The sequence below is a fragment of the Nocardia sp. NPDC051981 genome (assembly GCF_040680715.1).
Taxonomy (GTDB): Bacteria; Actinomycetota; Actinomycetes; order Mycobacteriales; family Mycobacteriaceae; genus Nocardia.
Map to the genome: position 1 here is coordinate 108,922 of NZ_JBFAXK010000023.1, position 12,577 is coordinate 121,498.

15 protein-coding genes are annotated in these 12,577 nt (G+C 67.2%); 11 read left to right on the top strand and 4 right to left on the bottom strand.

Annotation, left to right across the window (positions count from 1 at the left end; genetic code table 11):
* The first annotated feature begins 26 nt into the window (after positions 1 to 26).
* From AB0L60_RS31765 to AB0L60_RS31775, 3 genes are all read left to right on the top strand, one after another.
* Positions 27 to 737, top strand: a complete 711-nt coding sequence (locus tag AB0L60_RS31765; RefSeq protein ID WP_364621477.1) for an acetoacetate decarboxylase family protein — start codon at positions 27 to 29, stop codon at positions 735 to 737.
* Positions 734 to 1,504 (top strand): SDR family oxidoreductase, encoded by a 771-nt coding sequence (locus AB0L60_RS31770; protein WP_364621480.1) that lies wholly within the window; start codon positions 734 to 736, stop codon positions 1,502 to 1,504. Before AB0L60_RS31765 ends, AB0L60_RS31770 begins: the two co-directional genes overlap by 4 nt.
* Positions 1,505 to 1,714: 210 nt before the next feature.
* The gene (locus AB0L60_RS31775) at positions 1,715 to 3,496 is read left to right on the top strand and encodes an ABC transporter ATP-binding protein (protein ID WP_364621483.1); all 1,782 of its coding nucleotides are present in this window, start codon (positions 1,715 to 1,717) and stop codon (positions 3,494 to 3,496) included.
* Positions 3,497 to 3,558: 62 nt separating this feature from the next.
* Here the strand turns inward: AB0L60_RS31775 and AB0L60_RS31780 are convergent, their stop codons facing one another.
* The gene (locus AB0L60_RS31780; protein ID WP_354839022.1) at positions 3,559 to 4,380 is read right to left on the bottom strand and encodes a crotonase/enoyl-CoA hydratase family protein; all 822 of its coding nucleotides are present in this window, start codon (positions 4,378 to 4,380) and stop codon (positions 3,559 to 3,561) included.
* A gap of 137 nt (positions 4,381 to 4,517) precedes the next feature.
* On the opposite strand from AB0L60_RS31780, the gene AB0L60_RS31785 reads away from it, so the two are divergent.
* Positions 4,518 to 6,107: a succinic semialdehyde dehydrogenase gene (locus AB0L60_RS31785; RefSeq protein WP_364621486.1), complete on the top strand. Its 1,590-nt coding sequence runs from the start codon at positions 4,518 to 4,520 to the stop codon at positions 6,105 to 6,107.
* Between the two features lie 58 nt (positions 6,108 to 6,165).
* On the opposite strand, the gene AB0L60_RS31790 is transcribed toward AB0L60_RS31785, so the two are convergent.
* Positions 6,166 to 6,786 (bottom strand): YbhB/YbcL family Raf kinase inhibitor-like protein, encoded by a 621-nt coding sequence (locus AB0L60_RS31790; RefSeq protein WP_364621489.1) that lies wholly within the window; start codon positions 6,784 to 6,786, stop codon positions 6,166 to 6,168.
* A gap of 164 nt (positions 6,787 to 6,950) precedes the next feature.
* On the opposite strand from AB0L60_RS31790, the gene AB0L60_RS31795 reads away from it, so the two are divergent.
* From AB0L60_RS31795 to AB0L60_RS31805, 3 genes are all read left to right on the top strand, one after another.
* Positions 6,951 to 7,811, top strand: coding sequence for a helix-turn-helix transcriptional regulator (locus tag AB0L60_RS31795; protein WP_364621491.1), 861 nt, complete (start codon positions 6,951 to 6,953; stop codon positions 7,809 to 7,811).
* Between the two features lie 321 nt (positions 7,812 to 8,132).
* Positions 8,133 to 8,615, top strand: coding sequence for a DUF6301 family protein (locus AB0L60_RS31800; RefSeq protein ID WP_364621494.1), 483 nt, complete (start codon positions 8,133 to 8,135; stop codon positions 8,613 to 8,615).
* A gap of 534 nt (positions 8,616 to 9,149) precedes the next feature.
* Positions 9,150 to 9,683 (top strand): HD domain-containing protein, encoded by a 534-nt coding sequence (locus tag AB0L60_RS31805; protein WP_364621497.1) that lies wholly within the window; start codon positions 9,150 to 9,152, stop codon positions 9,681 to 9,683.
* Here the strand turns inward: AB0L60_RS31805 and AB0L60_RS31810 are convergent.
* A complete protein-coding gene (locus AB0L60_RS31810; protein WP_364621500.1) occupies positions 9,669 to 10,337 on the bottom strand; it encodes a YdcF family protein in 669 nt (222 codons plus the stop codon). The two genes, AB0L60_RS31805 and AB0L60_RS31810, sit on opposite strands and share 15 nt — an antisense overlap.
* An 11-nt stretch (positions 10,338 to 10,348) precedes the next feature.
* Positions 10,349 to 11,095 (bottom strand): GntR family transcriptional regulator, encoded by a 747-nt coding sequence (locus AB0L60_RS31815; RefSeq protein WP_364621503.1) that lies wholly within the window; start codon positions 11,093 to 11,095, stop codon positions 10,349 to 10,351.
* A gap of 216 nt (positions 11,096 to 11,311) precedes the next feature.
* Here AB0L60_RS31815 and AB0L60_RS31820 point away from each other — a divergent pair, with 216 nt between their 5' ends.
* From AB0L60_RS31820 to AB0L60_RS31835, 4 genes are read left to right on the top strand one after another with little or no spacing between them, the layout of a single operon-like run.
* Positions 11,312 to 11,764, top strand: a complete 453-nt coding sequence (locus tag AB0L60_RS31820) for a hypothetical protein (RefSeq protein WP_364621506.1) — start codon at positions 11,312 to 11,314, stop codon at positions 11,762 to 11,764.
* Complete coding sequence (locus AB0L60_RS31825) at positions 11,764 to 12,024, top strand: hypothetical protein (RefSeq protein ID WP_364621509.1); 261 nt, start codon at positions 11,764 to 11,766, stop codon at positions 12,022 to 12,024. The genes AB0L60_RS31820 and AB0L60_RS31825 overlap by 1 nt, the downstream gene beginning before the upstream one ends.
* Complete coding sequence (locus AB0L60_RS31830; protein WP_364621512.1) at positions 12,024 to 12,278, top strand: hypothetical protein; 255 nt, start codon at positions 12,024 to 12,026, stop codon at positions 12,276 to 12,278. Before AB0L60_RS31825 ends, AB0L60_RS31830 begins: the two co-directional genes overlap by 1 nt.
* Positions 12,278 to 12,577 carry a hypothetical protein gene (locus tag AB0L60_RS31835; protein WP_364621514.1) on the top strand — a complete coding sequence of 100 codons (300 nt, stop codon included), beginning with the start codon at positions 12,278 to 12,280 and terminating at the stop codon, positions 12,575 to 12,577. The genes AB0L60_RS31830 and AB0L60_RS31835 overlap by 1 nt, the downstream gene beginning before the upstream one ends.

The following is a 12,577-nucleotide window of genomic DNA, read 5'->3' on the forward strand; positions in this document are numbered from 1 at the left end:
TCACTGAAACCTGTTCTAATTCTGGCATGGAGGCGCATACCGTACTCGGCGAACAGGTCCGCATGCCGGTGCAGATCCGGCACGCGGACGCCTGCTCGGCGCTGTTCCTCGTCGACGCGGCCGCGGCCCGCGACCTGCTCACCGGCACCGGGCTGGAGCCGATCACGGCGCTGCCCGGAAAGGCCGTGCTCTCCCTGGCCTTCGTCCGCTACCTCGACGGAGACCTCGGGCCGTACCACGAATTCGCCTTCTCGCTCATGGCCAGACAGCCGGGCCGCAAGAACAGCACCGGCGCGTACATCCACTGGCTGCCGGTCAACCAGAGCTTCACCTGTGAAGCGGGACAATCCCTCTGGGGCTTCCCGAAGCTCATGGCCGATATCGACATCACGCCGGTCGGGCGCGGGCACCGCTGCGAGGTCCACGTCGACGGGCAGTTCGTGCTCGCGCTGCGGGTCGCCGACGGCTTCCGCATGCCCGGCGGCGCGGGCGGGGCATCCATCGACGCGTACACCGCCCGCAATGGAATCCTGCGGCGCACACCGTGGGTCATGAATCCGGCCCAGGTCCGGGGACGGCCGGGCGGTGCGCGGATCGAACTCGGAGACCATCCGGTCTCCGAGCAATTGCGGGCGCTGGGACTCCCCGCGCGCGCACTGTTCTCCAGCCGGATCGGCGCACTCCGCATGACCTTCGAGGACGCCGCGACGGTACTGCAGACCCGGGAGGTCCGATGAGCCGGACGGCACTCGTCACCGGAGCGGCCAGCGGCATGGGCCGCATCGTCGCGCAGCGACTCGCCGCCGCTGGCTGGCGGGTGGCCGCGGTCGACCTGAACGCCGACGGCCTGGCCACCATGGCCGCGCGCTCGCCCAACACCCACACCTACGCATGTGACGTGTCGGATTCCGCGCAGGTCCGCGCGGTCGTCGACAAGGTGCGCGCGGAACTGGGCACCATCGACCGCCTGGTGCACGCGGCCGGCATGGCGCACGTGCACGCCTCCGTGCTGGACCACGACGTGGCCCAGATCCGGAAGATGATGGACGTCAACTACATCGGCACCGTCAACCTCTGCCAGGCCGTCATCCCCGCCATGAAGCAGGCCGGCGCGGGCACCGTGGTGCTGTTCGCCTCGCTCGCGGGCTGGCTGCCCTCACCCGGCATGGCCGGGTACACGGCCTCCAAGCACGCGGTGGTCGGCTTCGCCGACAGCCTCTCCTACGAACTGCACGACACCGGCGTGCGGCTGCTCGTGCTCTGCCCGCCCATGGTGGAGACCCCGTTCCTGGACGCGGTCCGCAAGGAGAACGCCAGCGTGCTCGGCAACGCCGGCGGCGCCACGCCCGAGAGCATCGTCGACGCGCTGGAAAAGGCGCTGGCCAAACCGAAGTCGCCGCTGTTCGTCTTCCCCGGACAGGCGCGGCCGGCGTATCTCATGCGGAGGCTGCTGCCCGGCCTGGCGCGTGCCATCGTCGGGCGCACGGTGCACCCCACCGAGTAATCCCCCCAGAACGTGGATGCCGGCACGTGCTCCGATCGGCATCCGCTCCCGGCGCTGGGCAGCCGGCCCTGCGGCTGCCCAGCGCCGAAAACCGGTCGGCCGGCGCCGGAAACCAGTTATCGCGCAGCAATAATTCGGTGGCGCACCCTCTCCCCACCAGGCACTCTGGGCTGTCTGCACTGCTCGAAGCACCTATTCGAGAGGGGATGGATGAGTTCGCGCACATCCGCTGTCAGGCTGGTTCTGCGCTACTACCGCCGGGAAATGGCCCGGCGCAAGGCAATCACGATTCCGGCCATGCTGGGGCCCGCCCTCGGCAATATCTGCCAGCTCTACATCGCGCCGCTACTGGTCGCGGTGGTCGTGGGCAAGGTGGCCGCCACCGGTGACTCCTCGTTCGGCACACTCGCGCCGTACGTGATCGCGTTCGGCGCCCTGCTGTTCATCGCGGAAGTCTTCTGGCGGTTGGGGATCCACTGTCTCAACCGTGTCGACGCCTACGGCATCGAGAGCCTCTACAACACCGCCATGGACGAACTGCTGGCCAAGGATTCGGCGTTCTTCCACAACAACTTCGCGGGCTCGCTGACCAAGCGCGCACTGAGCTTCGCGACCCGGTTCGAGGAGTTCGCCGACACCTTCGCCTTCGAGATCGTCGCCGCCCTGGTCCCGCTGAGCTTCGCCTCGGTGGTGCTGTGGCGCTACGACCCGATGCTGGTCGTCGTGCTGCTCGGCCTGATCGCGGTGAGCGGCGTCGTGGTCGCCCCGCTGATCCGGCGGCGCCAGCACCTGGTAGACGACCGCGAGGCCGCCATCGCGCGGGTATCGGGCCACGTCTCCGACACCCTGTCGAACATGCAGGCGGTGCGGGCCTTCGCGGCCGAACCGCAGGAGATCGACGAGCATCGGCGGCGGGTGGCGGTGCAGCGGCGAAAGTCGTTGCGGTCCTGGGACTACAACAACCTCTACATCGACACCGCGGTCACGCCGCTGATGGTGATCGTGAACGTCTCCGGATTGCTGATCGCCCTGGGGATCGGCGGCGGGCACGCCTCGGTCGAGGTGATCATGGTGGCCTTCACCTACTACTGGAACGCCACCGGCATCATGTTCCGGTTCAACCAGATCTACCGGCGGCTGGAGAGCTCCACCACCGAGGCTGCGCAGTTCACCGAACTGCTGCTGGAATCGCCGACGGTGCTCGACCCGAGCGAGCCGGAACCGCTGTGCCCCAAGGGCTCCGGCATCCGGTTCGAGCGGGTGGACTTCGCCCACGCGGGTGCGCCGCCGTTGTTCCGCGGGCTGGATCTGGATGTGGCCAGTGGCGCGCGCATCGGCCTGGTCGGCCGGTCGGGCGGCGGCAAGAGCACGCTCACCCAGCTGCTGCTGCGCATGATGGACGTCGACGGCGGAGTAATCCGTATCGGCGGACAGGATATTTCGCGCCTGCGGCAGCGTGATCTGCGCAGCCTGCTGTCCTACGTGCCGCAGGACCCGGCTATGTTCCACCGGTCGCTGAGCGACAACATTCGCTTCGCCCGGCCCGAGGCCACCGACGAGGAGGTGCGGCGCGCCGCCAAGGCCGCGCACGTCACCGAATTCGCGGACGGGCTGCCCGAGGGTATGGAGACGCTCATCGGCGAGCGCGGCGTGAAACTGTCCGGCGGGCAACGCCAGCGGGTCGCGCTCGCGCGGGCCATTCTGCGCGACGCCCCGATCCTGTTGCTGGACGAGGCCACCAGCGCCCTCGACTCCGAGAGCGAAATCCTTGTGCAGCAAGCGCTCTGGGAGTTGATTGAAGGGCGTACGGCGCTGGTGGTCGCGCACCGGTTGAGCACGGTGGCCGGAATGGACCGGCTGATCGTGCTCGATCGCGGGCGGATCGTCGAACAGGGCAGCCACGAGGAGCTGCTGCGCGGCGAGGGTACGTACGCGCAGCTGTGGCGGCACCAGTCCGGCGGTTTCCTCGGCGAGGAACTGGCCGCGCGCTGACGGTGAGGTGGCGATGTGAGAGGTCCGTCGCCACCTCAGCTCCGGGGCAGTCCCCGGAATTCCTAGTTGCCCTGGAAATTGGGCTTGCGCTTCTCGGCGAAGGCGCGCGGGCCCTCCTTCGCGTCGTTGCTGCGGAAGACCGGCAGGCCGACCTTGGCGTCGATCTTGAACGCCTCCTCCTCGTGCATGCCCTCGGTGTCGCGGATGACCTTCAGGATCGCCTGCACGGCCAGCGGGCCGTTGTTGTTGATCAGCTCGGCGATCTCGAGGGCCTTGTCCAGCGCGGTCCCGTCCGGCACCACGTGGCCGATGAGGCCGAAGTTCAGCGCCTCGGCCGCGGTGATGTGGCGACCGGTCAGCAGCAGTTCCGCGGCGACGGTGTAGGGGATCTGACGCGGCAGCCGCACCGCCGAGCCGCCCATCGGGAACAGGCTCCACTTCGCCTCGGAGACACCGAACTTGGCGCTCTCACCGGCGATGCGGATATCGGTGCCCTGCAGGATCTCGGTGCCACCCGCGATGGCCGCGCCCTCCACCGCCGCGATCAGCGGCTTGGTCAGGCGACGGCCCTTGAGCAGACCCGGCATGCGGGACGGGTCGAACGCGCTGCCCTCCTTCATGCCGTCGTCCGGGCTGCGCTTGTTCATGGCCTTCAGGTCCGCGCCCGCACAGAACGCGCCGCCGGCACCGGTGAGGATGCAGGAGCGGATCTCCGGATCGTTGTCGACGGTGTCCCACGCCTCGGTCATGATCGCCAGCATCTCGCCGGTGAGGGCGTTCTTGGATTTGGGGCGGTTCATGGTGACGATCAGCGTCGCGCCGCGCTTCTCGACCAGAGCGTGCGGTTCGGTGTTGCTAGGTGTTTCAGCAGTCGCTGCGGTCATCGCCGACCCTTCTTTCCACATGGGCGAACCAAGATTCCGGCACGAAACTACCCCGCGCCGTTGTCCTGAACAATAACGTGTTCTAGTTTGGATCATGGTGACCGCCGTCACGGGCGGCAAGTAGTGGAGAGAGTCCCATGAGCACAACGAGCAAGGCGAAGCTTCCGCCGCGCGTCACGGAATCCCTCATCAACCGGCTGACCGCGATGGTGACGGCGGGCCAGGCCGGCGAGGCCCGCGAGCCTTTCGAGATGGTCGAGGTCTACACCGGCGACGTCGTCGGCTACCTGCCGCAGTCCTCGCCCGAGGACGTCGAGGCCGCCGTCGAGATCTCCCGCGCGGCCCAGAAGGAATGGGCCGCCCGGCCGCTCAAGGACCGCCTCGCCGTATTCGAGCGCGCGCACGAGCTGATTCTCTCCGAGATCGAGACCATCGCGGACCTGATCCAGATCGGCTGCGGCAAGGCGCGGCGGATGGCCATCGAGGAGGCGTGCGATACGCCTATGGTCATCGCCCACTACCTGAAGACCGCCGAGAAGACACTCAAGCCCAAGAAGCGCAGCGGCCCGATGCCGGTCATCACCTCCTCCACCGAGGAGCACCGGCCCAAGGGCGTGGTCGCGGTCATCGCGCCCTGGAACTTCCCGTTCGCCATCTCCATGTCCGACTCCACCCCGGCCCTCATGGCCGGCAACGGCGTGATCATGAAGCCGGACAACAAGACCGCGCTGTGCACCCTCTACGGCATCGAACTGCTGCAGAAGGCGGGCCTGCCGCGCGGGCTCATCCAGGTGGTCTGCGGCGGCGGCCCCGACGTCGGCCCCACCCTCATCGACAATGTCGAGTTCGTCATGTTCACCGGCTCCACCGCCACCGGCCGCACCATCGGTGAGCAGGCCGGGCGCAACCTCATCGGCTGCAGCCTGGAACTCGGCGGCAAGAACCCGATGATCGTGCTCGACGACGTCAACCTCGACGAGGCCATCCCCTCGGCCGTGTTCGCCGTCTTCGGCAACACCGGCCAGGCGTGCATGCACATCGAGCGCATCTACGTCCACGAGCGCATCTACGACGAGTACCTGCGCCGCTTCGTGGCCGCCGCCGAGGACCTCGCCGGCAAGATGGGCGCCAGTTACGACTTCGATCCCGAGATGGGCTCGCTGGTCTCGGTGGACCACATGAAGCGCGTCGCCGCCCACGTCGACGAGGCCCGGGAGAAGGGCGCGACCGTCGTTACCGGCGGCAACCCCCGCCCCGATATCGGCCCCGCCTTCTTCGAGCCGACCGTCCTCACCGGCGTCACCAAGGACATGGCTCACGCCACCATGGAGACCTTCGGCCCCGTGGTCAGCATCTACAAGTACGGCACCGAGGACGAGGCCGTCGCGCTCGCGAACGACACCGCGTACGGTCTCAATGCCAGCATCTGGACCGGAAACATCGACCGCGCAACGAAACTCGCCGAGCGCGTCGAAGCCGGCGCCATCAATATCAACGACGGCTTCGTCACCAGCTACGCCGCCAAGGGGACTCCGTCGGGCGGTGTGAAGCAGTCCGGCGTCGGCACCCGCCACGGCGCGGCCGGCATTCTCAAGTACACCGACACCATCAATGTCGGCGTGCAGAAGAAGCAGATCATGGCGGCCCGCGCCAACATGCCCTACGAGAAGCAGCTCAAGTCCACCCTGGTCACGCTGCGCCTCATGCGGCGCCTGCACCTGGGCTGAAAGCCGTTCCACCGCATCGGGTCCCGGCCGGGTGGCCGGGGCCCTGCGTGCGTTCGGGTCAGGGTCGCTGCGCGGTCAGCGACAGCCGGGCCACACCGATGATGTGCGAACCCATCGAGAACGACGCGACCGTCGGGGTGGTCGCCGCGGGCAGGTCCAGCGTCGGGGTGTCCAGGGCCAGCACGGAGATCTGGTAGGTGTGCGGCCGGTCGCCGGCGGGCGGGCACGGACCCAGGTAGCCGGGGACACCGGCGTCGTTGGCACCCGCCACACCCGCGGCGCCCGCCGTGAAATCGGTTGCGGTGGATGGGATGTCCCAATTCATCCAATGCCAGAAGCCCGCGCCGGTCGGCGCGTCCGGGTCGAACATGGTGACCGCGAAGCTCTTCGCGCCGGCCGGAGCGCCGGACCAGTGCAGGCGCGGGGCGTGATTGGCGGCCGCGCAGCCGAAGGCGCCCGCGTAGAAGTCGGCCGGGAAGGCACGGTCGTCCGTGGCGTCGCCGGTGGTGACGGTGAACGGGGCGGCCGACGCCGGGACCACGGCCCGAACCTGAACGGACGGAGCCGGATTCGGGCTCGGGGTCGCGGCGGGCGAATCCCGGTCGCTGCCGCAGGCGGCGGCGGACAGCAGGGCCGCCACGGCGAAGGTCGCGGAAACGATGCGTGCGGTGCGATTCATGGCGGTTCTCCTCGTCGTTCGACTGACGAGACGAGACTCTCGGAATCCGGTACCGCCAGGGAGATCGTCCGCACCCTGGTATCCCGCGTGCCACCCGGCCGCACCCTAGGCTGAGGGCCGGGAGCCGGGGCGGTGCCGGGGCTCCGGCGAGAAGGAGTGCGAGCGTGGACACTACGACATCGGGGAGGGAGCTGGGCGCCTTCCTGCGGGCCATGCGGGAACGGCTGGCCCCCGAACAGGCGGGGTTGCCGAACGTCGGGCAGCGGCGCACTCCGGGCCTGCGACGGCAGGAGGTGGCGCAGCTCGCGGCAGTCAGCGTCGACTGGTACATCCGCCTCGAACAGGGCCGCGTCGGCACCCCGGGCGCCGCGATCCTCGACGCCCTCGCCGACGCCCTGCGGCTCACCGACGCCGAGCGCGCGCACCTGCACCTCATAGCCCGCGGCGCCCAGCCCCCCACCCGCCGCCGACCGGCCGACCCGCCGGAGTCGCTGCGCGCCATCCTCGAAGGCCTGCCCGCGCTCCCGGCCTACCTGTCCGACTTCCGCCTCGACGTGCTGGCCCGCAACACCGCCGCGTCGGCCCTGTTCGGCCCGGGCTTCGAACCCGGCATCAATGTCGCCCGCCTGACCCTGCTCGACCCCGTCACCCGCGCCACCCAGCTGGACTGGGACCGGGTGGCCCGCGAGACCGTCGGCAACCTGCGCCGCAACCTGGCCCGCCACCCCGACGACCCGCGCCTGCGCGAGGTGATCGGCGAATTGCGCACGGACAGCCCCGAATTCGCTACCTGGTGGGACGACCATGCGGTTCAGGACCGCAGCCACGGCACCAAACGCATCCGGCATCCCGACGCGGGCGACCTGACGGTCTGCTACGACAATCTCACCAGCCCCGACGGGGCCGACCACAGCATCACGGTCCTCACACCCGTGGACGCGACGTCCGCCGCCGCCCTGCGCACCATCCTCACCGACCACGCGGACCGCCTGGGCGGCACCCGCCTTCGTCCGGTCGCGGGCTGACGACTGAAAACCACCCCGAAAGCAAGCGTGGTTCCTGAAAAACACGCTGAGTTCCTGAAAAACACGCTGAGTTCGTGAAAAACACAAAACCCCCGGCTCTCGAAAGAGCCGGGGGCCGAGTTGTGTCTCAACCACACAGTCGGGGTGACAGGATTTGAACCTGCGACCTCTTCGTCCCGAACGCTGCTAGTGGCTACCGGAGCGGTCCGAGCGGTGTCTCCGAACTGCGGCGAGATCCCGGGCAGTCCCTGTCCGTACCCCGGCGTTGAGGACGCCCCGCTGCCTTTCTGCTTCTCATGCCATGGGAAGTAGTCTCCGGGAATGCAAGCCGATATCGAGGGAGCCGTCCGAGCGGTCGAGGTCGCCAAGACCTTTCGCTGGACTTGGAAAGATGAGGACGTTTCGCGGTTTTGTGACGTAGCGGGATGGCGCATCGAAGACCAGCGGAAGCGTGGCGCGACGCTCGTGACAGATCTCCAAATCGACAGGCCGATCGCATTCGCGCACTTCGACCGTAGTCTTCTTCAGCAGCAAGGCGGCACGAAGGAGTCGGTGTTGGATATCGACTTCAGATTCACCGATGGAGGCCAGCTTCCTGCAGGACTGAGGCGTGCGGTACTCACTCAGCTGAATGAGCGGCTGATGGCCGTGCTCGGTACTCCGACCTGGTCGGATGTGGACGGGCGGGCTGCGTGGTACCTCCGACGCTTAGTCGTCCTCGTCGAGTCCGACGATGCTGCCACCTCCATCGATCTTGTCAATCCTCTGTATCAGAAGTGGCACGACGAGACGGAAGACCACTAGGACGAGTGAGGCGGAAAGGCGGCCAGCTGCCCGCTTCCGAACCGGCCATGGCACGCGGCCGAGCCTTGGCGACTTCTCTTCGCCTGCTTCCTCATACAGGCGGCCCTCAGTGGAGGGAGGGCGTGTCAAGGGTGCCGTAGGCATCGCGGAGCGACGCGACGGAGGAGCGCCCTTTACGCGTCCGAGTGGAGCGAGATCATAGGCCGATGAGGAGGCAGGGACAGCTGACCGGGAGAGGTGGTTCGGGCCCTCGCGCCCAGCTCCCGAAGTCGGTGTGCGGCTGGCTGTTCGAAGACTTCGGGCGAGTGGCCGGACGGCCGCCGACGCGCCGGTGCCGCAGCGAGAGCCCGCAGCGAGGACACCGCGGCGTGGCGGCGGCCGGTAGGCCGCCGCCCTTGAGTCTGTATAGCCAGTTTCGGCAACGGCTCGTGAGCGCCCTCCGGCGTGGGCCGGGCTAGCCGCGGTTGAAGGCGACCTGGCGAAGGTATCGAACGCTGGGGCGGGCGCGGTGCTCGGCGCGTAGCATGGCCGCTCGTGGACGCTGCCCTGATGGAGCTGCTGGCACCGCTGACGGATTCGCGACGCGCACATACGATCGCGGTAGGGCGCAAGGTGGCGAGCATCGCTGGCGCGATTCCTGGGCACCTACGGGACGAAACCGTAACTGCGGCTTGCCTTCACGATGTCGGGTACGGGTATCCCGTGCTCGGATTCCATCCGATCGATGGTGCCCAGCTGCTGGCGGCCCGCGGATACTCGAGAATCGCTTGCCACCTGGTGGCCTTCCATTCGGCGAGCCGGATTGAGGCTGAGGTACGTGGCATCTCGCCGGATGTGTTCGATCCCTTTGTGCTGGAGGAGATTTCAGGGATCGACGTCGCGAGCGATTTCGTCTGGTGGGCCGACATGTCCACTGGGCCCACGGGAGATCCGGTGACGATAGACCAGCGCCTGGCGGATATCCGAGTTCGATACCCGGACGGCAGCATCGTTCGCACCGCCATCGACAGAGCCGAACCGCTACTGCGGGCGGCTGTTCAGCGGGTCTCTGCTCTACTCGGGGAGTAGGCGGCTGGTGAATCCGGCGTCCACAAGGCGGGAGTAAGCGTTGCGCACGGCTTCGGGCACGTCCTGTTCGATGGCCCAGCCTTTCGCTGGATAGATCCAGATCCGTTGGGTGTCGCCGACGAGCATGGTGATCACACGATTCACGTCGCCGATGCTGGCTACGTAGTCGTCCAGGGCGAGGGGCAGGGATCCGCAGATCACCTCGACCTCGGGCCAGCGTTTTCGGCAGATGGCGTAGCTGCGGCGCTGCTGGTACGGGCGGGAGATCAGCATTACCGACTTGATCGAGTCGAGGTATCCGCGTTCATTGAGCAGGGCGCGGGTGAAGTCGATGTTGTCGCCGGTGTTGGTTGCGTTGGGCTCGACCAGGATTGCGTCGGCTGGCACTCCGAGCTCGATGGCTCGTTCGCGGAAATGCACTGCCTCGCCGCGGGGGAACTGGTCCACGGTGGTCGGTGCGTTCGCGCCGGTGAACACGATCAGCGGGAAGGTGCCCGCGTGGTAGAGATCGGCCGCGCAGGTGGCGACTCCGAAGTCGTGGCCGCCTAGGCCGACGCCGACATCGACAGGGCGCGGCTCGTGATGCATCTGGTTGTAGTCCCAGAGGGTTTCCACGTCCGAGCGGTACTCCGCGGGCAAGGTCGTTGTCGGCATGGGAGGCTCCTCTACTCGGGCAGCTTGAAGTCGTAGGTCCACGAGAATCGGGATGCCGCGTGGACACCGCGCGCAAACTCGATCAGAACATCATTCGCGGTGTAGGTGCGACGCGTAAGGATCATCACTGGCTCTCCGGCGGGCAGCTCGAGGGTCTCGGTCTCCTCCGGGGTCGGCATGCGGGCGAAGATCGTTTCCGACATGTGGTCGGGTTCGTAGCCCTGGAGAGTGAGGACCGCCAGGCCGCCGCCTGGGCCCGCGGGCCCGGGTGTTGGGTCCACCAGCGGTGTGCCCTCGACAATTTCGGGAAGGTAGTAGCTGGCAAGGGTATGTGTCGGCCTCCCACCGTCCCGCACGATTCGCGCTCGCTCGTAGACCTGCGAACCAGGTTGCAGCCCATAGGCTTCCGCAACCTCCGGATCCGCCTCAATCAGCGCAACGGTTTGCGTCTGATCGGTTCGTTGCCACGGTCGGCCGGAAGCTTCGCGGTCGGCGATGAACGCGACCGTGTCGCCGTACTTCCACTTCTTCTTCGAGTACCGCTCGGTGCCGAGCCGCCGCATCGGTGGGCGCTCACGCACGACCGTTCCGCGCCGCCTGATCGGCGTGACCAGTCCCTCGGCTTCCAGCTGTCCAACTGCCTGGCGAATGGTCTTGATGTTGACGCCGTAACGCTCGGCTAACTCCTCCTGCTTGGGAAGTGTTGTGCCGGGCAGGTATTCGCCCTGATTGATGGCTTCGCGCAGGTTGGCCGCCACTTCTCGGTATCCGCTCATGTCGCTCAGGTGCTCTCTCGTTGCAGGTCTGCGGAGTCGTCGCCAATAAGAGTAGCCATAATCCAGCAATTGAGGAATACGGCCATGTAGAACCAGCTCTATTGAAGCGGCGACGTGCCGGTGCTCCAATAGAGCTACCCCTATTGGAGCGATTCACTCCAGGGTTCGAAACCTCAACTAGTGCAGAGGATCTGATCAATGGCTTTGAAGGATTTGCGTCTCCCGGCGGTGTTCCTCGACGCGTTCCCGCGGAAGCTGCTCGCGATCGGGCAGCCGGAGCCGGACAACGAGTTCAACCAGAACCGCAATGCCGCGCCGCGGCAGAAGATCGATGAGGCCACCGGGCTGAGGCAGTGGAAGCTGACCTGCACCGACCTCAACGAGACCAACCCCAAACGGTCCTCGATCCAGGTCATTTTCCTGGCGGACGTGGCCCCGATTCCCGCGGGCCCCGAGCTGGCGGACGGCGTGCACCTGATCGAGCTGGAGGGCCTGACCTTGCAGCCGAAGGTGACCGGGCAGGGCGAGTTCAAGACGCTCGGTTGGACGGTGCGTGCGACCGGGATCAAGGGCGACACCTCGGGCGCGAAGATGCCGCCGGTGGAGGCTCCGGCGTCGCGTCCGGCTCGCTCGGATAAGTCGGTGGCGTGATGGCTGTGAGCGTGTACGCCAAGAGCCGTGACGAGGCGCTGCGGTGTGTCCGCTATGTCGCGGGGCACCAGTACTACTTCGGTGCTGCGGATCAGCATCACATCCGGATCCCGGCGACCGTGCTGGTCGATTTCGGGGCGGGCTCGCTGGAGCTGGACATGGAGGACGCTCGCGCCCTGATGTTCGGACTGGCAGTCGCGCTAGTGGAAGACGCTGTGGCGCTGAAGGATTCGCCGCTGGATCCGAAGGCGGTGGCGTGATGATGTCATTCGTCAATTTGCCGACTGTAGGTGGTGAACTGCGCGCGATCAAGTACGAAGCGGCATGCGTGCGGCACTCCAGCCCGAATGACAAGTACCCGATCGAGATCCCGGCGCATGTTTCGTTCCGCCTGGGCGACGTGTGGGTGGTGCTGACGGTCGAGGATGCGCGGGATCTGCTGGAGGCCCTGCCGGGTGTGCTTGCCCAGCATCCGGACGGTGAGGCCGTTGAGAGCCCGAAGGCGGTGGCGTGATGACGCTTTCGGTCGGAAAGCCGTGGGTGGCCGTGCCGGTTGCCTTCTCGATGATCTGGATTATCCCGGCGGCGTTCTTGATGACGTTCGGGCATCGCGCCCCGGTGCAGGACAGTGTGGTCCCCGTGGCGACAGAGCCGTCGTCCGTACCGGCGTGCGTGATGTTCTGCGATCAGGCCGGATTGTCCAGTGCTGCAACGACTTCGCCGCCGAATGGCTGTGTGCTGCTGTGCAATGAGCCGCCGCTGCCCTCGCATGGCGAGATCTGCCTCCTGTTCGACGGAAAGCAGGGGTGCTGA